We start from the raw sequence: 20,720 nt of genomic DNA, 5'->3' as shown, positions 1-20,720 counted from the left end.
TGTTGCGACTATCGCCACATGTGAACGGGAAGCCCCGACAGCGCGTTCTCGTGGTACTCGCGCACGAGCCGCTCGCGGTCGCCGCCGAGCCGCGCCAGCGCCTCCCGCTGCCAGGTCGAGCCGGTGCGGCGCAGCCGGGTCCGCTGCTCGACGACGCCGAGCGCCGCGTCCACGTCGTCCGGCACCACCCCGGCGGCCAGCAGCGCCGCGCGCGCCTCCGGCAGCAGGCTCAGCACGAGGTCGGCCGCGTCCAGCTCGCCGTCCCTGCCCGGCCAGGACAGCTTCGCGTCCAGGCCGTTCATGGCCGCCCGGTAGAAGTTCTGGTACGTCTCGGCGAAGCGGTAGCCGGTCAGGTCGCGCTCGGCCTCGGCCAGCGTGAGCCCGATGAGGAACGCCGCGTTGGCCGTCATGTCCGCGCACGACGGCCCGGCGGGCAGGGCGCGCATCTCGACCCGCAGGTGACCGCCGCCGGCCGGGTCGTAGACCGGCCGGTTCCACTGCCAGACCGTGCCCTGGTGCAGCCGCAGCTCGGGCACGTCCAGCGGGTCGTCGCTGTCGCGCAGCTCGGGCATGATCGGGGCGTAGTCGCGGACGTACCTCTCGAACAGCTCGTACGCCCCCTCACGCACCCAGTCCGACCCGAACGTGACCCGGCCGTCGCGGCGCTCGCGGCGCTCGATGTCGCGGTCGTCGGCCGCCTCCTCCATGAGCGGGATCCGCGTCTCCTCCCACAACCGCCGGCCGAGGAACGACGGCGAGTTGCCGCACACCGCGAGCACCGGCCCGATCGCGAGCTGGGCGGCGTTGAACACCCGGGCGAACCGCTCGGGCGGGGTGCGCAGGTGGACCTGCCAGGAGGTGTTGGCCGCCTCCAGGAGCACGTCCGACACCGCCAGCTCCAGATCGTCGATCTTGACGAGGAACGGTTCCAGCCGCAGCCGGCGAAAGCCGCGGCTCATGGCCCGGTACCGCCTCTGGTCGCTCATCGCGTCCTGGGTGAAGTCCTCGGTGCCGAGCGTGGGCAGGATGCCGATCGGCACCGCCCCCGCGCCCGGCCCCGCGGCCCCGGCCGCCGCGTCCACCTTGGCCAGCGCCTCTTGCACCTCGCCGCCGAGCTCCTCGAACGGCCGGCCGGCCAGCGGCAGCGGCGTGAGGTTGACCTCCAGGTTGTAGCGGCCCAGCTCCAGCACCACGCGAGGGTCGCCGAGCACGCGCAGCGTCTCCTCGTTGCGCGGCAGCGGCCGGCCGTTCGCGTCGATCAGGACCAGCTCCAGCTCCGCGCCGATGGTCGTGGGGCCCGCGCCGAACCCCGGCCGGTCCAGCAGCCCGCGCAGCGTGCCGAGCTGTTCCCGCAGCCGCTCGCCGAACGCGGTGTACTCGGCCTCGGTGAAGCGCTCCTTGTCCAGATCCTGTCCCATGCCCCCCTTACTGTCCGGACAGAGGGCGGCCACACCTACCAGCTCAGGGGGCCGTCCTCGGACAGGAAGGCGCCGGTCGGGCCGTCGGCGCCGAGCGTGGCCAGGCGCACCGCGATCACCGCCCCCTGCTCGGCCGTGCGGAAGCCGGTGTGGCCGTTGAGGTCGGTCGCGCAGTAGCCGGGGCTGCACGCGTTGACCTTGATCGGGGTGTCGCGCAGCTCCTTGGCGTAGGAGGCGGTCACCATGTTGAGCGCGGTCTTGGAGGAGTTGTAGGCCAGGAGGTTGTTCTCCCAGAACGGGGTGTCCGGGTCGAGGGCCAGGCTGATGGAGCCCAGCTCGCTCGACAGGTTCACGATCCGGCCCGCTTCCGACCGGCGCAGCAGCGGCAGCATGGCGTTGGTCACCGTGACCACGCCGAAGACGTTGGTCTCGTACACCTCGCGCAAGGCCGCCGCCGTCGTGGCGCTGGGCGCCGGCTCGGGCGGCCAGCCGCCGGCGGTCGCGGCGTTGTTCACCAGGACGTCCAACCGGCCGTACTCGTGCTCGATCCACTTGGCCGCGGCCTGCACGCTCTCCTCGTCGGTCACGTCGAGCCGCACGTACGGCTGGCCGAGCCGCTCGGCGGCGGCCCGCCCGCGCTCCTCGTCGCGCGCCCCGACGATCGCGGTGACGCCGCGCTCGGCGAGCTGGCGCGCGGTCTCGAAGCCGATTCCCTTGTTGGCACCCGTGATGAGGGCTGTCGTCGTCATGCCCCCACCGTCGGGGAGCGCCGGGCGGAGCGGGAGAGACCTCCTGAGGCTGGGATCGGCGGTACCACCCACGCGGGCGGCCCGGCCGCGACGATGCCGCGATGATGGAGGCATGGACCGTGACCAGCTCGCCGAGTTCCTCCGCTCCCGCCGCGCCCGCCTGGCCCCGCGCGAGGCCGGCCTGCCGGAAGGCGAGCGCCGCCGCACACCGGGCCTGCGGCGGCAGGAGGTCGCCCAGCTCGCCGGCATGTCGGTCGACTACTACATCCGGCTGGAGCAGGCCCGCGGGCCGCACCCGTCGCGGCAGGTGCTCAACGCGCTGGCCCGCGCTCTCATGCTCAGCCAGGACGAGCGGGCGCACCTGTTCCACCTGGCCGGTCAGGCGCTGGAGCAGCCGGGCGCCACCGGCCGGATCCGGGGTGACGTGCCGGCCAGCATCCTGCACCTCATCCACTTCCTGGAGGAGGCGCCGGCGTTCGTGCTCGACGCCAAGTACGACTTCCTCGCCTGGAACCCGATGGCGAGGGCCGTCATGCAGGGCCTCGACAGCCCGGGCCCGGAGCAGCCCAACGCCATCCGCTGGGTCTTCGGCGCGCCCGACCTCGCCGACCACCTCGCCGACGAGGAGAAGAGCCGCTTCGCCCGCGCCGCCGTCGCCGACCTGCGTGCCGCCGCGGGCCGCTACCCCGCCGACGCCGGGATCCGGGCGCTGGTCGCGGAGATGCTCGCACTCAGCCCGCAGTTCGCCGCGCTGTGGGACCGGCACGAGGTGCAGGTGCGCCGCGAGCAGCGCAAGGTGATCCATCATCCGCTCGTGGGCGACATCGAGGCGACCTGCCTGGTGCTGCCCGTGCCCGACCGCGACGACCTGCGCCTGGTCATCTACACCACCGAGCCGGGCTCGCCCTCGCACCAGGCCCTGCGCGAGCTGCGCCGTCTCATCGTCGCCTCGGGGAGCGCCGGGTGGAACGCGGGGTGAGAGCCTTGCGCCGGCCGCCGCGCCTGACCCTAAGCTCATGAGATGCGAGCCGTTGCGTTTGACCTGTTCGGCGGAGAGCTCGACCTCCGCGACCTGCCCGACCCCACCCCCGCGCCGCACGGCGCGGTGATCCGCGTGCACGCCACGGGCCTTTGCCGAAGCGACTGGCACGGCTGGCAAGGACACGATCCCGACATCCGGGCCCTGCCGCACGTGCCCGGCCACGAGCTCGCGGGCGTGGTCGAGGCGGTCGGCTCCGAGGTGCGCGGGTGGCTGCCGGGCGCCCGGGTGACCGTCCCGTTCGTGTGCGCCTGCGGCACCTGTACGGCCTGCGCCGCCGGCGAGCAGCAGGTGTGCGAACGGCAGACGCAGCCGGGCTTCACCCACTGGGGCTCGTTCGCCGAGTACGTGGCCGTGGACCACGCCGACGTCAACCTCATCGCCCTTCCCGAGGAGATGGCCTACACCACGGCCGCCGGGCTGGGCTGCCGCTTCGCCACCGCGTTCCGCGCCGTCGCCCAGGTGAGCGAGGTGCGGCCGGGCGAGTGGGTGGCCGTCCACGGGTGCGGCGGCGTGGGACTGTCCGCGGTGATGATCGCCTCGGCGGCGGGCGCGCGGGTGGTGGCCGTCGACATCAGCGCCGACGCGCTGCACCTGGCCGAGCGGGCGGGCGCGACGCACTTCGTGGACGGGTCCGCGGGCGACGCCGGCGCCCAGGTGCGGGAGCTGACGCGGGGCGGCGCGCACGTGTCGATCGACGCGCTGGGCAGCCCGCGCACGTGCGCGGCCTCCGTCGAGAGCCTGCGCCGCCGCGGCCGGCACGTGCAGGTGGGGCTGCTGCCGGGAGAGGCGACGCCGGTGCCGATGAGCCGCGTCATCGCGCAGGAGCTGCGGCTGCTGGGCAGCCACGGGATGGCGGCGCACGCCTACCCGCCGATGCTGGAGCTGATCCGGGCCGGGATCCTGCACCCGGACCAGCTCGTCACGCGGACGATCGGGCTGGCCGACGCGGGCAAGGCGCTGGCCTCGATCGGCTCGGTGCCGGGGGTGACGATGATCGTCCCCGGCGGTTAGGCGTCCTCCAGGGGCACTCTCAGCGTGGCGAGCACCGTGGCGAGCATGCCGTAGTGGGCGATGAGCATCACCAGCTCGATCCGCTCCGTCTCGTCGTAGCGCTCGCACAGGGCGGCCCAGGTGGCGTCGCTCAGGTCGCCGGTGGCGTGCAGCTCGTCGGCCGTCCGCAGCACCAGCCGGTCGCCGGGCGGCCAGTCCGCGTCGTCGCGCCGTACGGCGTCGATCTCCTGGTCGGTCAGCCCGGCCTCGCGGCCGATGCGCGTGTGGTGGGCCCACTCGTAGGCGCTGCCGTGGCGGTGCGCGGTGCGCAGGATGGCCAGTTCGCGCTCGCGCGCGGGCAGCGTGCCGTACAGCAGGACGCTGCCGAAGCCGAGCCACGCGCGGTAGAGCCTGGGGTGGCGGCCGAGCGTGGTGAAGACGTTCTGGGGGTTGTCCCGCTGGAAGTCGTCCCACTGCTCGGGCGGGAGGGGGCGCACGCGAGGTTCCATGAGCGCCAGCATCCCCCATCCCGGACGCGAAGAGGAGGGGAGACGAGGAGCCGTACGTCATCCGGTGGACCAGAGCACCGAGCTGTCCGGGGAGCCGGTCCGCCCCAGCAGCCAGGTCCGGGTGGAGCCGGGCTGCGTGGTGATGGCCGTCAGGTGCTGCAGGCCGCCGGGGAGCCTCACGGGGATCAGGCGCCCCCGCGTCAGGTGCGTCAGCTCGTTGCCGTCCGCCTCCGGGAGCCACATCCCCCCGCTCCCGTCAGGGACCATCCGGTCGCCGGTACGCCACTCCAGCAGCTTGCCGAGCCGCTGCGACCACGCGGTGCCGTTCCAGTGCAGGATCAGCAGCCGCCCCTGGGCGCAGTAAGGGTCCCCCTTGTGGGGTGTACAGCCGGGCTTTTGGATGTCGGAGCTGACGTGGCCCGCCGCCCAGGCGTCGTCCGGTCCCAGGACGCCGACCAGGTCCGGCGTCATCCCGAGCGCGTGTCCGCGGGAGGACCGGCCGCCCACCGGACGATCGCGGGTCCTTTCCTGAGCCGGAGCCCGCCGGTGCCGAACACCCACACGGCGCCCTCCCGCGTGGTCAGGACCCGCTCCAGCTCCACGGCGCAGGCAGGCCAGGGCACCGACCCCCACGCCCGGCCGTCGTACCGCCACACCGCACCGGCGGAGGAGTCCGGAAGGACCCCGGCGCAGTCCTTCTGGCGGTGGCCGACCACCCGGACCTGTCCGTCCCGCGTCGCGGCCACGTCGGCGGGATAGCCGTCGGTGAACGCCACCGCCATGCGCCACCCCTCCCCCGCCGTCATGAGCGGAGGCGCGGTCGCCCCGCCGTCCCACCGGGCGCAGGTGATGGCCGGATCGGGCGTGAAAACCTTCGCGGCCGGTGAGAAGCTCGGCGAAGGGGGAGCCGGGGTGAGCGTGGGAGCGGCGGCGGGGGTGCACGCCGCCAGGCCCAGCGCGAGTGCGAGCGCGGGGATCAGTGGAGGTGGGGTGCGCACCCTGCTCCACGCTAGCGGCACAGCCACAGGCCAAGATCGCAAACGGCGATCCGCTCGCGCGAAGAAATGCAGGAATTTCCGGCGCTCTAGCATGCTTCCGCCGTAACTGGGCAGAGACTCGCGGTGACGGCTCCCTGACACACCGCGCCCGCGAGTGTCAGGGCTGCCCTCAGAACCGGAAAGGTCTTGCTGGCCGACCGCGAGGACAAACGTTGATCCGAACGTTGCTGGCTGAGGACATGCATCTGGTACGCGGCGCGATCGTGGCCCTGCTGGCCTACGAGGAGGACATCGAGGTCGTCGCCGAGGTCGACCGGGGGGACAGGATCGTCGCCGCCGCCCGCTCCTCCGGGGCTGACGTGGCCGTCATCGACGTCTCACTGCCCGGCAAGGACGGCCTGGAGGCGGCCGGGGAGCTGCACGAGGAGCTGCCGCACTGCGGCGTCCTCATCCTGACCGGCGTCGGCACGCCCGGCCTGCTGCGGCGGGCGCTGGACGTGCACGTGCGCGGCTTCATGGCCAAGGACGCGCCGCCGCACCAGCTCGCCGACGCCATCCGCCGGGTGGCCGCCGGGGAGCGGGTCATCGACTCCGAGCTCGCCATCGCCGCGATGAGACCGCTGGAGCCGCCGCTGACGCCCCGGGAGCTGGACGTGATCGGCGCGGCGGCCGAGGGCGCCCCGGTGTCGGAGATCGCGGCGTCGCTGTTCCTGTCGGAGGGAACGGTCCGCAACTACCTGCACCGCACCACCTCCAAGCTGGGCGCCCGCAGCCGCATCGACGCGATCCGCATCGCCCGCGAGTCCGGCTGGATCTGACCCCGCAGGGGACCTGACCCCTCAGGGGGCGGTGAGGCCGGTGTGGGCGGCGGCGAAGGCGAGGACGTCGGCGGCGAGCGCGACGGAGCGGCTGACCGCGCGGGCGCCGTGGCCGACGTCGGGGTCGTGGCGCAGCAGCACCGGCCCCTCCCCCGCCGTCGCCGCCTGCAGGGCCGCGCACATCTTGCGGGCGTGCATCGGGTCCACCCGTGAGTCGCCGCCGGAGACCGTGAAGAGCGTCGCCGGGTACGCGACCCCCTGGCGTACGTGGTGATAGGGCGAGTAGCCGAGCAGCCAGGCGAGCTGCTCGGGGTCGGCGGCCGTGCCGTACTCCGTCGCCCAGGAGGCGCCGAGGCCGGAGCGCTCGTAGCGGACCATGTCGAGCAGCCCGGCCGAGCAGATCACGGCGGCGAACAGGTCGGGGCGGCGGGTCAGGGCCGCGCCGACGAGCAGGCCGCCGTTCGACTCGCCCCAGGCCGCCAGGCGGCCCGGCTCCGTCCAGCCGTCGGCGACCAGCTTCTCGGCGGCGGCCTCGAAGTCGGCGAAGGTGTTCTGCTTGCGGCCGAGCATGCCGTCGCGGTGCCAGGACTCCCCCTCCTCGCCGCCCCCGCGCAGCTGCGCCACGGCGAGGACGCCGCCCGCCTCCACCCAGGCGCGCGAGTCGGCGGCGTACGCGGGCGTGAGCGGCACCCCGAACCCGCCGTACCCGGTCAGGATCGCCGGCCGCGGCCCGTCGCGGCCGGGCAGGGCGGAGACCACCATGCGGACGCGCGTGCCGTCGGCCGAGGTGTACTCGACGTGCCGGCTCTCCACCTCCGTGAACGGCACGTGCCCGGGCGCGGTCGCCCAGCGGGTCGCGGCGCCGTCGCGGGCGTCGTAGCGCCAGACCTCGGCGGGCGTCACGGCGTCGGTGTAGCCGAACCACGCCTCGTGGCCGCCTCCCGGGCGCGAGGTCAGGGCGGTGACGGTGCCGCTGCCCGGCAGGGGCACCTCCGCCAGCCGTTCCCCCGTGACCGCGTCGTGGACGCCGATCTCGCCGACGGCGTGGCGGGTGCGGGCGACGAGCAGCCGGTCGCCGTCCAGCACCGTGAACCCGCCCAGCACCGCCGCCCCGTCCTGCGGGACCAGCTCCTTCCAGCACGACGGCTGCGCCGGGTCGGCGACGCAGAGCCTGCGGCGCGGGGCGTCCTGGTCGGTCAGGACGTAGAGGCGGCCGTCGGGGCCGACGGCCGCCTCGGTGCGGGCGTCCCGCTCGCGTCCCGCTTCGTGGACGGGACGCGGGTCGAGCCGGGCGGGGTCGCCGGCGGACAGGTCGGCCAGCCAGGCGCCGTTGCCCGCCCGGGTGCCCGCGGTGATGGTCAGCCACCGGCCGTCGCCGCTGGTCTGCAGCCCGTACGCGACGGGCCCCCGGGTGAACACCTCCACATCGGCCGGGTCGCCGAGGCGGTGCAGGTAGACGCCTTGGCGGAAGCGGACGTAGTAGAAGGCGCCGCCGCCGGGCAGCCAGGCGACGGGCGAGTAGCGGCAGCCGCCGATCGGGCCGTCCACCGGCCGGCCGCTGTCCAGGTCGAGGACGAGCAGGTCGGCGCGCTCGTCGCCGCGCCGGGACACCTGGTAGGCGAGCAGGCGGCCGTCGTGGTCCGGCTGCCAGCCGTCGAGCGTGGTCAGGCCGGACGGGTCGATCGCCGAGGGGTCGAGGACCGGCTCGCCGTCGAGGTGCAGCACCGGGTGCTCCTGCCCCGCGGACTGGGCCAGGTGGAAGCGGCGCCCGCCGCGCCACAGCGGCGGCGTGACCAGGCCGGCGGCGCTCAGCTCCATCAGGCGCGCCTCGAACCGGTCGCGCAGCGGCAGCGTGGCGGCGTGCTCGCGCCACAGCCGGTCCTGGGCCTGCTGCCAGGCGCGGGTCTCGGGGGCGCCGGGGTCCTCCAGCCAGCGGTACGGGTCGGCGACCTCGTGGCCGTGGAGGTGGTCGACGTGGGGCAGACGCGGCGCTGCTGGGTATCGCGCGGCCGGATGTCTCATGACACGGGCTCCGGTTGCCAATGGCCGACCAGGTCGGCGTACAGGGGGGCGGTGCGGACGAGTTCGTCGTGCGTGCCGGTGCGCACGTCGGGCCCGTCCATGAGCAGGACGCGCCCGGCGCGCCGGGCGGAGGTGATGCGGTGGGCGACCACGACGAGCGTGCCGCCGCGCCGGGCGAACGCCCGCTCGACCCGCGCCTCGGCGGCCGGGTCGAGACAGGAGGTGGCCTCGTCCAGGACGACGAGACGGGCGGGCGACAGGTAGGCGCGGACCAGGGCGACGAGCTGGCGCTGCCCGGCGGACAGGGCGGCGGGGTCGAGCGGCGCGTCGTACCCGCCGGCGGCCCGCACCAGCTCCTCCGCGCCGAGCGCCGCGACGGCCCGGCCGAGCTCCTCTTCCGCGTCTCCTTCCGGTGCCAGGTACGCGAGGTTCTCGCGCAGCGTGCCGCGGAAGACGTACGCCTCCTGCGGGATGAGGACCCGGGCGGACGGGTCGGCGTACGCGGCCGGGACGCCGCCGATCAGCGCCTCACCCGCGTCGGGCCGCAGCAGGCCGCTGACGAGGGCCGCCAGCGTGGACTTGCCCGCCCCGCTGGGCCCGACCACCGCCAGGTGCTCCCCTTCGGGCACGCGCAGGTCGAGGGCCGCCACGACCGGCCGCGCGTGCGGTCCGTACGCGAACGTGACCCCGCTCAGCAGGACCTCCGCGCCCGCGGGACGCAGGCGCGGGACCGGCACCGCCTCGCCCTCTGCCGAGGCGGTGCCGTGGTCCGGCGCGGCCGGCTCGGGCGGCGCCTCGTCCGCTCCCGAGGCGGTGATGCGCTCCCGCGTGGCCGCCAGCCGCACGCCGCTGACGCCCAGGCCCTGCACGAGCCCGCCGAGCGCGGGCGCGAGCGACTGCGTGACGTACGCGAGCGCGCCGACGACGACGCCGGCGCCGGCCCCGCCGCGCAGCAGCCACGGCGTCCCGGCGAGGAGCAGCAGGACGGGCAGCCATCCGCCCACGGCCAGCGCGGCCGTGCGGAGCGCCGTGACGCGGGCGAGGGCACGCGCCGCGCCGGCCTGTTCCGCGACGCGGGCCGCCAGCCGGTCGCCCTCGCGCCGCTCCGCGCCGCAGGCGGCGATGTCCCGCAATCCGCCCATCGTGGCCGTCGTCGCCTCGGCGAGCCGTTCGTCGGCCAGCAGGAACGCCCGCTGCCCGCGCGCCAGCGCCGGCAGCGACGCCAGGAACAGCCCCAGCCCGGCGGCGAACGGCGGCAGCACCAGCGCCGCCGCTCCCGGCGCCAGCGTGAGCAGGCCGAGCACGACGCTGACCACGGTGAACGCGAATCCCCTGACCGTCGTCACCACCGCCGCGAACGCGTCCCTGGCCAGCTCGACCTGGAGCCCGGCCCGGGTGACGGCCGCGCTGTCCCGCCGCGCGCCGGCCGTGGCGGCGGCCCGGCGGACGGCGCCGTGGACGACGACGGCGAGCAGGTCGTCGCGGAACGGTTCGGCGACGGCGGCCACGGCGAGCACGATCTGCCGCGCGGCGACGGCGGCGACCAGCCACGCCGCGCCGAGCGCGGCCAGCCACGCCAGGCCGGTGCCGGGGCGGCCGGCCGCGAAGCCGTCCTCGATGGCGCGGGCCACGGCGTGGCCGATGAGGAACGCGGGGACGGCCTCCAGGGCCGACCAGGCGGCGATGCGGGCGAGCCGGCGGGGGTGCCGTCGCAACGCCCGCCGGAGCGGCGCCGTCGCCGTGCCGCGGCGCACGGCCGTCGCCGTGCCGCCGCGCGGGGCGGCCGGAGGGGTGGTCATGGGGTCTTCTCCTGGACGACCGGCCGCTGGGCGATCCGCCCGCGGGAGGTCTGTTTCCCGGGGGTCTCCTGGTGGGGGCTCTCTCGGTGGTGGGGCTCGTGCTCGGGGGCCGGGTCCTGGAAGACCGCGCGGTAGGAGGGGTCGTGCCAGAGGTCGGCGTGGCTTCCCGTGGCGCGTACGGTGCCGTCGTCCAGCCAGACGACCAGGGCGGCGCGGGCGGCCGTGGCGACGCGGTGGGCGGCGATCAGCCGGGTGCGGCCGGCCGGGTCGGCGGTGAGGGCCCGGCCGACCTGGCGCTCGGTGACGGTGTCGAGGCTGCTGGTGGCGTCGTCCAGGACGAGCAGGCGTCCGGCCTGGGCGAAGGCGCGGGCCAGGCCGATCCGCTGCCGTTCGCCGCCGGACAGGGGCGCGTCGGGGAGCGGGGTGGCGTACCCCTGGGGCAGCCGCTGCACGAAGCCGTCGGCCCTGGCCGCCGCTGCCGCCGCCGCGACGGCCGCCGGCGGCGCGCCCGGGAGGCCGAAGGCGATGGCGTCGCCGATGGTGTCGCCGACCAGCACGGGGCGGTCGAAGGCGCAGCCGATCGCGCGCCGCAGCTCGTCGTGCGTCAGCTCGGGCAGCGGCACGCCGTCCAGCAGGATCGTCCCGCGTTCGGGGTCGACCAGGCGGGCCGCCAGCGCGGCGAGCAGCGACTTGCCCGAGCCCGAGCGTCCCACGACGGCCGTCACGGACCCGCCGGGGACGACCAGGTCCCCTACCGCGAGCCCGTGCGCCGCCACGCCCCGGAACTCCAGCGTCCCCGTCTCCCCCTTCGGCGTGCCCGGCGACGTCCTCCCGTTCGAGGAGACGGAGGAGGTTGCGGAGGCGGACGTCGCGGGCGGCCCGGCCAGGCCGCGGGAACCGTACGCCGGGCGCGGGATCGCGAGGAGGTCGGCCAGGCGGGCGCCCGCCGAGCGCGCCCGGGCCAGCGCCCCGGCCAGTCCCAGGCCCGTGCTGAGCGCCGACCCCAGCACCGCGTACCTGGCCGCCGCGTACAGCTCCCCCACCGTCAGCTCGCCCGAGGCCAGCAGGAGGCCGCCCGCGGCCAGCACCGCCACCTCGGCCAGCGGCACCACCAGCCCGGCGCGCACCCCGGCCGAGGCGTTGGCCCGCCACAGGGCCAGGCCGTGCCGGCGCAGGTTCTCCAGGGGCGCGAGGACGCGGCCGGCCTCGCGGCCGGCGGTCCCCGCCGCCGCGATGGTGCGCGCGCCGTCCAGGGCGCCGACGAGCCGGGCGGCGATCTCGCCCTGCGCCTGCTGGTAACCGCCCGCGATGGCCGTCGTCGTACGGAGGAACCCGCGCAGCACCAGCAGCACGAGGACGATCCCGGCGGCCAGGGCGACGGTGAGGACGGGGTGGATGAGGGTGAGCGCGACGAGCGCGCCGGCCGTCGGGACGAGCAGCGCGAGCGCGCCGGTCACCGTCTCCGGCGCCCGGCCCGCCTCCTCGGCGTTGAGCCCGGCCCGGGTGGCCAGCTCCCCCTCGGGGAAGCGGCGGGTGGCGGCGGGCCCGGCGCCGAGCACGTGACGCAGGACACGGAGCCGGAGCAGCGCCGCGGCCCGGGCGCCGCTCGCGCCGCGTGCCCACACGCCGGCGCTCTCGCACAGCATGACGCACGCGACGAGCGCGACGCAGGCGACCAGCCAGCCCCCGGCGCCGCCGAGGAGAGCCCCGGTGAGGCCGTCGAGCACGCCGGCGCTCCCGCCGGCGGAAGAATCGGTGGCCGCGCCCGTGACCGACCCGGTGAGGACGTCGACCGTACGGCCCGCCGCGTACGGCAGGGCCAGCTCGGCGGCGGCCCCGGCGACGGCCGTGACGGCCAGCACCACGGGCCACGGCCCGCCGCGCCGCACGGCGTCCAGCACCAGCCGGTCTCCGGCCCGCACCCGTACCTCCCTCACCGAATCACCCAGGAATGCCGGGGATCCCCGCGCCGACGAGAGCGGCGGCGCGGGGATCGCCGATGTCGCGGGTCAGTGGCAGACCGCGACGCTCAGGTTGCTGGGGGTGCCGGAGTGGCAGCCCAGCACGGTGAGCGTGGAGCCGCCGCTGGCGACGTCGCTGCTCGCCGGGGACTCGAGGCCCTGCAGGTCGAGGAGAACCATGGTTCACACCTCCTTCCGTGTGTCGGGGTGGCGGGGCCGCCCTTGCGGGACCGGCTCCAGGAAGGGCAGGTGCACAGGCTGGTCGCCCAGCACCGCGCCGAGCGCGAACAGGACACCCGCGGTGCCCGTCGCGAAGTCCATCGACAGCCGCAACAGCTGGTCGCCGGGGAAGGCGAGGCCGCCGGCGAACGGCAGCGCGTGCCAGCGCAGCCCCTTGACGAGGCGGCCGGTTCCGGGGTCGCCGTCGGGGAGCGCGGCGACGAGGCCGGCCCGGCCGGTGAACAGCCCGGGCTGGACGTAGTAGCCGGCGTGGCCGGCCCGCCGCAGCAGGGGCAGCGCCTCGGCGAGGTCGGGGTCGTCGCGGTGGACGAGGTAGCGGGCCAGGACGAGGGCGATGCCCGCCGATCCCTCGTCGAGGTACGGCAGGAGCCGCCAGCCCTGGTTCACCTGGAGCGAGCCGTCCTTGGCGGTGGCGCAGCGGCGCAGGTCCTGCCGGAGCGCGGTGGCGGCCAGGTCGAGCAGCGCGCTGTCGCCGGTGTGCTCGTAGGCGTGCAGGAAGAGCAGGGCGGGGCCGCTGGAGCCGTACATGAGGCCGGCGCGGGGGTGGTCGCCGCCGCTGGTCTCGGGGACGTCGCCGGGGCCGCCGAGCCGGTCGGCGCAGATGTCGGCGGCGCGCAGCGCGGCCCGGGTCAGGTCGGGCTCGCCGAGGTGGAGCAGGCACAGCCCGATCCCGGACAGTCCGGAGTGGAGGCCGGACTCCAGCTCCTCCCACCGCTCGCGTAAGCAGGCGGAGGCCAGGTCGAGGGCGTCCGCGCGGAGTCCGAGCCGGTCGAGGACGTACGCGATGCCGTGCAGCCCGTCGTACAGGCCGAGCCCTGATCCCTGGGCGGGGCGCAGCGCCCGCTCGCGCAGCCATTCCTCGTACGCGGGGAACCGGCCGGCGCCGGTGGCCGTGAGCGCGAACAGGACGCCGGCGGCGCCGTGGGCGAGGTTGAGCCCGCCGCCGGGACGGAACTGGGCCACGTCGCCGGGGAAGAGCCGGTCGTCGCGCTCCGGGGTGGCGGCGGCGGTGATGGCCCGGGCCATCGCGTCGCGCAGGTCGGGCCAGGGCGCGAGGCCCGGCACGGGCACGCGGTCCGCGACGGCGGCGGACGTCGCCTCGCGACCGGCGGCGGACGTCGTCTCGGGACCGGCGACGGTGGCGGCCGTGGGACGGGCGCCGGCGGCCGGCTCGGCGGCGGCGACCGGCACGGGGCCGGCGATGGTGGCCGCGGCGGCGCGGGCCATGTCCGCCGTTCCCGGGAAGTGCTCGGCGACCAGCTCGGCGAGCTGATGGATCTTGGGCCGGTGCAGCGGCAGCATGATCGTGCACTGCGGGGCGAACAGCCCGAACCGCAGGCATGCCATCGCGTACCTGTCGACGTCCACCCCCTGCCGGTCCGGCGGCGCGGCGAACGCGGGATGCGCCAGCGCGGAGCGCGCGCCGTCGCCCACCAGCGTGGCGACCTCGTAGTCGATCAGCACCACGCGTCCGCCACCGGTGAGCAGCACGTTGTCGGGATGCAGGTCGCCGAAGACGACGCCGCGCGCGTGCAGCGCCTCGACCGCCTCCTCCACCTGGTCGAGCGTGGCGAGCGCCCAGCGCGTGTACGCGGCGACGTCCTCGGGCCCGCAGGTGGCCCGGGTCAGGGGGTAGCGGTGGACGAGGCGGCGCTGGAGCGGCGTGCCGTCCACGAACTCGGTCACGATGAAGTGGTGCTCGCCGAGCGTGAAGTGGTCGCGCAGCGCGGGCGCCGCGTCGAGACCGGCCAGGCGTTCCAGCACGTCGCGCTCGTGGGCGAGCCGGGTGACCGCGTCACGGCCGGCGGCGTCGAGCCCGGCGTGCGGGCGCGCCTCCTTCAGCACCACCCGCTCGCCGGTGGAGCGGTGGCGGGCCAGGTAGACGCCGCCGCCGTTGGAGAAGTGCAGGACCTGCTCGATCTCGTACGGCAGGCCGTTCGTGGTGACCGCGTTGCGGGCGGCCAGGTGCGGCTCCAGGAAGGCGGGCAGGGTCGTCCACGGCGGCACGGTGAACGTGGCTCCGCGCACGTCGGGCACGAGCCGGCCGTCGCCGTCCTCGACGGCGAGCACCCGTTCGCCGCCGCCGGACAGGCAGTGCCGCTCGGCGAAGCCGCCGTAACGGACGTAGAGCGGGCCCTCGCCGTAGCGCAGGTCGCTGAGGACGTACGGGCCCTGGACGCCGCGCAGGAGCTCGTGCAGTTCCTTGAGGGCGAGTTCGAGCTGCGCCTCGTCGCGCGGATATATGGTGACGAGTTTCCCGCTGGAGGCGCGGGAGGCGGCCTTGGAATTGACCATCACGTGAACGGCGGGGCCGCGCAGGAACTTGAAGGCGATTCCGCGGGGGAGGCAATATTCCCACACCGCGGCGATGGCCCGTTCGGCGTCGTCGAGACGGGCGGAGACGTGGATCTTCCAGCCCTGCCGGGGCAGCGGCGGCTGGCCGGTGGCGGCGTAATAACACCAGGTTCCGGTGACCTCGTGGGCCCAGCCCTCGGGCAGCGGACGGCGCAGGACGGAGAAGCCCGACTCCTCGGCCTGGGTGCGGCCGAGCGTGTCGTAGAAATGGCTGTCTGCCAGGCAGTACAGCTCATACTGGTCCATCTGGCGCCCCTCCCGGTGCGGTCTGGAGTAAAGATTGGCGCTCCGGGCGGGTATGCGGCTAGTAACACATTAAACCGCTCTATTGTGCGAAATGTGATTACATATGTGCGTTCCTCATCAAACGCTGGTTAGACGGTCACGATGGGCCCGGGGAACGAAAGCCGAGAAAGCGAATTCAGCGCCGCTGATCTCCGTCTCCAGCCACCCGCCCAGCAGCGCGACGCGCTCGGTGAGATTCCCCAGGCCCTGCCCGTCACCGCCGTCCCGGCGCCGTCCGGGGCGGACGCCGTCGTTCCTCATCGACAGCCGGATCAGCCGGTCCTGCTCGTCCAGCCGGATCACGCACCGCCGCGCCGCCGCGTGCCGCAGGATGTTCGTCACCCCCTCGCGCAGCACGTGGACCAGCGCCTCGGACACCTCCCCCGGCATCTCCCGGCACGACACCCGTACGTCGCAGCGCACCCCCACCGACTCCAGCAGGGCGCGCGCCGACGCCAGCTCGCTCTCCAGCGACGCGTGCCCCGCGCCGTGGGCGACGGCGCGCACGTCGGAGGCGAGGACGCGCAGCAGCTCCAGCGTCTCCCCCGCCTCGATCCCCGCCTTGGGATCGCCCTCCCGCACCAGCCGCTCCACGAGCTGCGCCTTCAGCACCAGGGCCGTCAGCCGGTGCCCCACCAGGTCGTGCAGGTCGCGGGTGAACCGGCGGCGCTCCAGCGCGACCGCCCGTTCGATGACGTCGTTGCGGGCGCCGGCCAGCCAGTGCGCCCGCACGGCGAGCGTCACCACGGCGTACTCGGCCAGCCCCAGCGCCGGCGCCGCCACCGCCCAGCCGATGTGGTCCAGGGCGCCGGGCGGCGCCCACAGCAGCACCGGGCCGCACGCCACCGCGAGCGCCACCAGCGCCGGCGACCGGACCCGGTAGGCGACGACGAGCAGCGCGCCCGACAGCAGCCCGCACACCGGCGTCCACGCCGCCCCGTACCACGGCATCGGCAGGTACGTCAGCCACGCCTGCGCGCCGACCAGCCACCACCCGCCCTCGCGGCGCGCCAGCACCCCGAGCAGGAACCGCGCGTGCACGACCAGCAGCGCCATCAGCGCCGCCGTCCCGGCGAGCGCCCATCCCGGCCCGCCCGCCGCCGCCCCTCCCGCCGGGAGCGGCCCGGCCGAGAGCCCTCCCGCCGAGAGGGCCACCTGGACCGGCGCGGTCACGCCCGCCAGCCCCGCCGTCAGCGCGACCCGGCCCAGCAGCAACGGGGACAGGGGAGTGACGACCGCCGAGCGCATCCGGGACGCGAACCCGTTCCCTGTGCCGTACACCAGCCCCCCGCCTGACGCCCGGTCCCGCCCCTGTCTCTAATCGACCCGATCGATCGGCGCCTGTAAAGAACATGGCCTGGTTCGGACACCATGGGGTCGCAATTCTGGAGAAACATGTCCGTCATAGGGTTGACCCCATGGAATACACCCGACTCGGCTCTACCGGCCTGAAGGTGTCCCGGATCTGCCTCGGCATGATGAGCTTCGGCGATCCGGCCAAGATGGAGTGGACGCTGCCCGAGGAGCAGGCGGAGCCGCTCGTCCGCCGCGCGGCCGACGCGGGCGTCACCTTCTTCGACACCGCGAACGTCTACAGCGCCGGCGCGAGCGAGGTGGTGACCGGCAACCTCCTCCGCAAGATCTTCCCCAGCCGCGAGGACTACGTGCTCGCGACCAAGGTCTTCTTCCCCATGGGCAAGGGGCGCAACGACCGCGGCCTGTCGCGCAAGCACATCCACGCCTCGATCGACGCGTCGCTGCGCCGGCTCGGCACCGACTACGTGGACCTCTACCAGATCCACCGCTGGGACGACGAGACGCCCATCGAGGAGACGATGGAGGCGCTGCACGACGTGGTCAGGGCCGGAAAGGCCCGCTACATCGGCGCGTCCACCATGTGGGCGTGGCAGTTCGCCAAGGCGCAGCATGTCGCCGAGGTCAACGGCTGGACCAGGTTCGTGTCCATGCAGCCGCACTACAACCTGCTCTACCGCGAGGAGGAGCGGGAGATGCTGCCGCTCTGCCAGGACCAGGGCGTGGGCGTCATCCCGTGGAGCCCGCTGGCGCGCGGCGTCCTCGCCCGCGCCGGCCAGGACGCGGCCACCGCGCGGGCCGGCTCCGACCCGCGCATCGGCTTCCTGTACGAGCCGGACAACGACCAGCTGATCATCGACCGGGTGGCCCGGATCGCCAAGGAACGCGAGCTGCCTCCCGCCCAGGTCGCCCTGGCCTGGGTGCTCCAGCAGCCGGCGATCACGGCCCCGATCGTGGGCGCCACGAAGGACCGGCACGTGGACGACGCCGTCGCCGCGGTGGACGTGCGCCTCTCGGAGGAGGAGCTCGCCGCGCTCGCCGAGCCGTACCGGCCGCGCGAGGTCCGCTTCTGACGGCGTGGACGCGCCTTCTGGGGGTGTGGACGCGCCTTCTGGGGGCGTGACGCGCGCTTCCCGCCGGGCCGCCGGCAGGGACGTCTGACAGACTCCGGACCATGGCGAACGCGACGGGGCCGGGCGGCGACGGTGGGCGGGTGCGCGTCGGCATCCTCGGCCCTCTCGCGCTCGACACCGCCACCGGCCCGGCGCGGGCCGGTGGCGCGCGGCTGCGGGACGTCCCCACCCTCAAGCCCCCCGCTCACCAACCGCACTCAGCGCGCTGTCAGCCGCCCGGCGCCCGCCACGCGGGCGGGGCGGAAGTGTCGGTGGCGGCTTCTAAGCTTTGGCCATGGCACGTGCTAACGAGGAAGCGGCGGCTGCGCTGCAGGAATACGCCGAGCTGTTCGCGCTGACGGGCGGCGACGCCTTCCGGGTGCGCAGTTACCAGAAGGCCGCCAAGGCCATCGCCGGCTTCCCCGAGGACATCTCGGCCGTCGACGTGCGCTCCGTCCCGGGCGTCGGCGAGGCGATCGCGAAGAAGATGGAGGAGTTCCTGCAGCGCGGGAGCTTCCGGCAGCTCGACGACCTGCGCGGCCGGGTTCCCGAGGGCGTGCTGCGGCTGACGCGGGTGCCGTCGCTGGGCCCGAAGACCGCGATCATGCTGTTCGAGGACTTCGGCATCGACTCCCCCGCCGCGCTGGGCGAGGCCATCGCGGCGGGCCGGCTCGACGGCGTCAAGGGGCTCGGCGCCAAGACCCTGGCCAACCTCGCCAAGGGCGTCCAGCAGCTCGAACAGGCCGGCCGCCGCGTCCACATCGGCGTCGCCATGTCGCTGGCCGAGCAGGTGATGGCGTCGCTGACGGCCGAACGGATCACCTACGCCGGGTCGCTGCGCCGCATGAAGGACACGATCGGCGACATCGACATCCTCGCCGTGGCGCCCGAGTCCGTCATGGAGGAGTTCCGGGCGCAGCCGTACGTCGCGGAGGTGATCGCCGCGGGCGACAAGAAGACGTCGGTCCGCACCACCTCCGGCGTCCAGATCGACCTGCGGGTGGTGCCTGCGGCCTCGTGGGGCGCCGCCCTGCAGTACTTCACGGGCTCCAAGGAGCACAACGTCGCGGTCCGCGAGCTGGCGGTCAAGAAGGGCTGGAAGCTGTCGGAGTACGGCCTGTTCGAGGGCGAACGGGTGATCGCCGCCGAGACCGAGGAGGCCATCTACGCCGCACTCGGCATGCAGTACGTCCCGCCGCCCATGCGCGAGGACGGCGGCGAGGTGCGCGCGGCGCTGCGCGGCGAGCTGCCCGAGCTGGTGCGGCTGGAGGACCTGCGGGGCGACCTGCACACCCACACCGACCTGACCGACGGCATCGCCTCGCTGGAGGACATGGTGGCCGCCGCCGAGGCGCGCGGCTACTCCTACTACGCGGTCACCGACCACGCGCCCGACCTGGCCATGCAGCGCATGACGCTCGACAAGGCGCTGGAGCAGCGCGAGCGGCTGGCCAAGCTCCAGGAGCGTCATCCGGGCATGCGGCTGCTGCACGGCACCGAGCTCAACATCGCGCCCGACGGCTCGGTCGACTGGCCCGCCGAGGTGCTGCGCGCGTTCGACGTGTGCGTGGCCTCCGTCCACTCCCACTTCGGCATGCCGCGCGACGAGATGACCCGCCGCTTCATCGCCGCCTGCGAGAACCCGTACGTCGACATCATCGGCCACCCCACCACCCGCAAGATCGGCAAGCGCGACCCGGTCGACGCCGACTGGGACGCCGTCTTCCGCGCCGCCGCCCGCACGGGCACGGTCATGGAGATCGACTCCTATCCCGACCGCTCCGACCTGCCGGCCGACCTGGTGCGGCTGGCCAAGCACCACGGGGTCAAGTTCTCCATCGACAGCGACTCCCACGCCATCCCCCACCTGGCCCACCAGCGCTACGGCGTCGGCATCGCGCAACGGGCCTGGCTCACCACCGACGACGTGATCAACACCTGGCCGCTGGAGCGGCTGCGGGCGTTCCTGCGGCCCTGACACCCGCCCGGCTCCCGGCTCGCGGGTTCCGGGTTTCCGGCCTGTGGCGGCGTAAGGTGAAGACGACCCGGCTCTTCCCTCCGGGGGCGAGCCGGTCCTGTCGATCCCCCGGCATCGGGAGGGCGCATGACGGCGAAGGCGTTCGCCTCGTCGGCCGACCTGGCCGACCAGCGGCAGACCCTCGACGTGCTCGCGGACGGCGTGTACGCGTTCACCGCCGAGGGCGATCCCAACGCCGGCGCGATCGAGGGCGAGGACTTCCTCGTCTGCTTCGAGGCGCTGGCCACGCCCGTGGCGGCGCGCGCGTGGCTGGACCGGCTGCGCGAGCACACCCGCAAGCCGGTGCGCTATCTCGTGCTGTCGCACTACCACGCCGTACGGGTGCTGGGCGCGAGCGCGTTCGGCGCCGACGTCGTCGTGGCGCACGACAAGACACGGGAGCTGGTCGCCGAGCGCGGCAAGGAGGACTGGGAGTCGGAGTTCGGGCGGATGCCGCGCCTGTTCAAGGAGCCCGCCAGCATCCCGGGCCTGACGTGGCCGACGCTGACCTTCTCCGACCGGCTCACGATCGACCTCGGCGGCGGGCGCGGCGACCTCGTGCTGTGGCACTGCGGGCGCGGCCACACCGAGGGCGATCTGGTGGCCTGGCTGCCGGAACGGCGCATCCTGTTCGCCGGCGACCTGGTGGAGGCCCAGGCCGCCCTCTACACCGGCGACGCCTTCCACCGCGACTGGGCCACCGGCACGCTCGACCGGATCGCGGAGCTGGGGGCCGAGACGCTGGTCGGAGGTCGCGGCGCGGTCGCCCGGGGACGTGAGGCGGTGGACGCGGCCATCGCGCAGACGCGGATGTTCCTGGAGGTCATGATCCGGGAGGTGGGCGCGGTGCGCGACGCGGGCGGCACGCTCAAGCAGGCCTTCGAGGCGGTGCACGAGGGGCTCGCGCCCCGGTTCGGCGGGTGGCCGATCTTCGAGCACTGTCTGCCGTTCGACGTCTCGCGGCTGTGGGACGAGCTGTCCGGCGTCGAACGCCCCCGCATCTGGACGGCCGCCCGCGACCGCGAGGTCTGGGACCTCCTCCAGGGCTGATCGACGATGCCGGACGACGAACCGCTCCGCGACCTCCCACC

17 protein-coding genes are annotated in these 20,720 nt (G+C 74.9%); 6 read left to right on the top strand and 11 right to left on the bottom strand.

Going from position 1 to position 20,720, the window contains the following annotated elements; all coding sequences use genetic code 11:
* Positions 1-8 precede the first annotated feature (8 nt).
* Complete coding sequence (locus HT134_RS41640) at positions 9-1,418, bottom strand: glutamate--cysteine ligase family protein (protein WP_175606019.1); 1,410 nt, start codon at positions 1,416-1,418, stop codon at positions 9-11.
* 35 nt (positions 1,419-1,453) lie between these two features.
* Positions 1,454-2,167: an SDR family oxidoreductase gene (locus HT134_RS41635; RefSeq protein ID WP_175606018.1), complete on the bottom strand. Its 714-nt coding sequence runs from the start codon at positions 2,165-2,167 to the stop codon at positions 1,454-1,456.
* Positions 2,168-2,279: 112 nt separating this feature from the next.
* On the opposite strand from HT134_RS41635, the gene HT134_RS41630 reads away from it, so the two are divergent.
* Positions 2,280-3,146, top strand: a complete 867-nt coding sequence (locus HT134_RS41630) for a helix-turn-helix transcriptional regulator (protein WP_175606017.1) — start codon at positions 2,280-2,282, stop codon at positions 3,144-3,146.
* A 42-nt stretch (positions 3,147-3,188) separates the two neighbouring features.
* Positions 3,189-4,220: a zinc-dependent alcohol dehydrogenase family protein gene (locus HT134_RS41625; RefSeq protein ID WP_175606016.1), complete on the top strand. Its 1,032-nt coding sequence runs from the start codon at positions 3,189-3,191 to the stop codon at positions 4,218-4,220.
* Here HT134_RS41625 and HT134_RS41620 read toward each other — a convergent pair.
* From HT134_RS41620 to HT134_RS41610, 3 genes are read right to left on the bottom strand one after another with little or no spacing between them, the layout of a single operon-like run.
* A complete protein-coding gene (locus tag HT134_RS41620) occupies positions 4,217-4,708 on the bottom strand; it encodes a carboxymuconolactone decarboxylase family protein (RefSeq protein WP_175606015.1) in 492 nt (163 codons plus the stop codon). The genes HT134_RS41625 and HT134_RS41620 overlap by 4 nt on opposite strands.
* Before the next feature lie 57 nt (positions 4,709-4,765).
* Positions 4,766-5,179 carry a hypothetical protein gene (locus HT134_RS41615; RefSeq protein WP_175606014.1) on the bottom strand — a complete coding sequence of 138 codons (414 nt, stop codon included), beginning with the start codon at positions 5,177-5,179 and terminating at the stop codon, positions 4,766-4,768.
* Positions 5,176-5,706 (bottom strand): hypothetical protein, encoded by a 531-nt coding sequence (locus tag HT134_RS41610; protein WP_175606013.1) that lies wholly within the window; start codon positions 5,704-5,706, stop codon positions 5,176-5,178. Before HT134_RS41610 ends, HT134_RS41615 begins: the two co-directional genes overlap by 4 nt.
* Before the next feature lie 212 nt (positions 5,707-5,918).
* On the opposite strand from HT134_RS41610, the gene HT134_RS41605 reads away from it, so the two are divergent.
* The gene (locus HT134_RS41605; RefSeq protein ID WP_175606012.1) at positions 5,919-6,524 is read left to right on the top strand and encodes a response regulator transcription factor; all 606 of its coding nucleotides are present in this window, start codon (positions 5,919-5,921) and stop codon (positions 6,522-6,524) included.
* A gap of 21 nt (positions 6,525-6,545) precedes the next feature.
* Here the strand turns inward: HT134_RS41605 and HT134_RS41600 are convergent, their stop codons facing one another.
* The 6 genes from HT134_RS41600 to HT134_RS41575 form a co-directional block, all read right to left on the bottom strand.
* Complete coding sequence (locus HT134_RS41600; RefSeq protein ID WP_175606011.1) at positions 6,546-8,546, bottom strand: prolyl oligopeptidase family serine peptidase; 2,001 nt, start codon at positions 8,544-8,546, stop codon at positions 6,546-6,548.
* Positions 8,543-10,345, bottom strand: a complete 1,803-nt coding sequence (locus HT134_RS41595; RefSeq protein ID WP_175606010.1) for an ATP-binding cassette domain-containing protein — start codon at positions 10,343-10,345, stop codon at positions 8,543-8,545. Before HT134_RS41595 ends, HT134_RS41600 begins: the two co-directional genes overlap by 4 nt.
* Positions 10,342-12,282 (bottom strand): ATP-binding cassette domain-containing protein, encoded by a 1,941-nt coding sequence (locus HT134_RS41590; protein WP_312888842.1) that lies wholly within the window; start codon positions 12,280-12,282, stop codon positions 10,342-10,344. Before HT134_RS41590 ends, HT134_RS41595 begins: the two co-directional genes overlap by 4 nt.
* Before the next feature lie 72 nt (positions 12,283-12,354).
* The gene (locus HT134_RS41585; protein WP_175606009.1) at positions 12,355-12,486 is read right to left on the bottom strand and encodes a SapB/AmfS family lanthipeptide; all 132 of its coding nucleotides are present in this window, start codon (positions 12,484-12,486) and stop codon (positions 12,355-12,357) included.
* Positions 12,487-12,489: 3 nt separating this feature from the next.
* Entirely contained in the window at positions 12,490-15,147 is a 2,658-nt protein-coding gene (lanKC, locus tag HT134_RS41580; protein WP_175606008.1) for a class III lanthionine synthetase LanKC, read from the bottom strand.
* Positions 15,148-15,264: 117 nt separating this feature from the next.
* The gene (locus HT134_RS41575) at positions 15,265-16,467 is read right to left on the bottom strand and encodes a sensor histidine kinase (protein ID WP_175606007.1); all 1,203 of its coding nucleotides are present in this window, start codon (positions 16,465-16,467) and stop codon (positions 15,265-15,267) included.
* A 137-nt stretch (positions 16,468-16,604) separates the two neighbouring features.
* On the opposite strand from HT134_RS41575, the gene HT134_RS41570 reads away from it, so the two are divergent.
* From HT134_RS41570 to HT134_RS41560, 3 genes are all read left to right on the top strand, one after another.
* A complete protein-coding gene (locus HT134_RS41570; protein ID WP_175606006.1) occupies positions 16,605-17,573 on the top strand; it encodes an aldo/keto reductase in 969 nt (322 codons plus the stop codon).
* A 334-nt stretch (positions 17,574-17,907) separates the two neighbouring features.
* Positions 17,908-19,590, top strand: coding sequence for a DNA polymerase/3'-5' exonuclease PolX (gene polX, locus HT134_RS41565; RefSeq protein ID WP_175606005.1), 1,683 nt, complete (start codon positions 17,908-17,910; stop codon positions 19,588-19,590).
* A gap of 126 nt (positions 19,591-19,716) precedes the next feature.
* Positions 19,717-20,679 carry an MBL fold metallo-hydrolase gene (locus HT134_RS41560; RefSeq protein WP_175606004.1) on the top strand — a complete coding sequence of 321 codons (963 nt, stop codon included), beginning with the start codon at positions 19,717-19,719 and terminating at the stop codon, positions 20,677-20,679.
* Positions 20,680-20,720: the final 41 nt, after the last annotated feature.

Origin of the sequence: Nonomuraea rhodomycinica, from assembly GCF_013363995.1 — a bacterium.
GTDB classification, from domain to species: domain Bacteria; phylum Actinomycetota; class Actinomycetes; order Streptosporangiales; family Streptosporangiaceae; genus Nonomuraea; species Nonomuraea rhodomycinica.
Note: the sequence above shows the minus strand (reverse complement) of the source record. Positions and strands in the feature narration are given on the sequence as shown.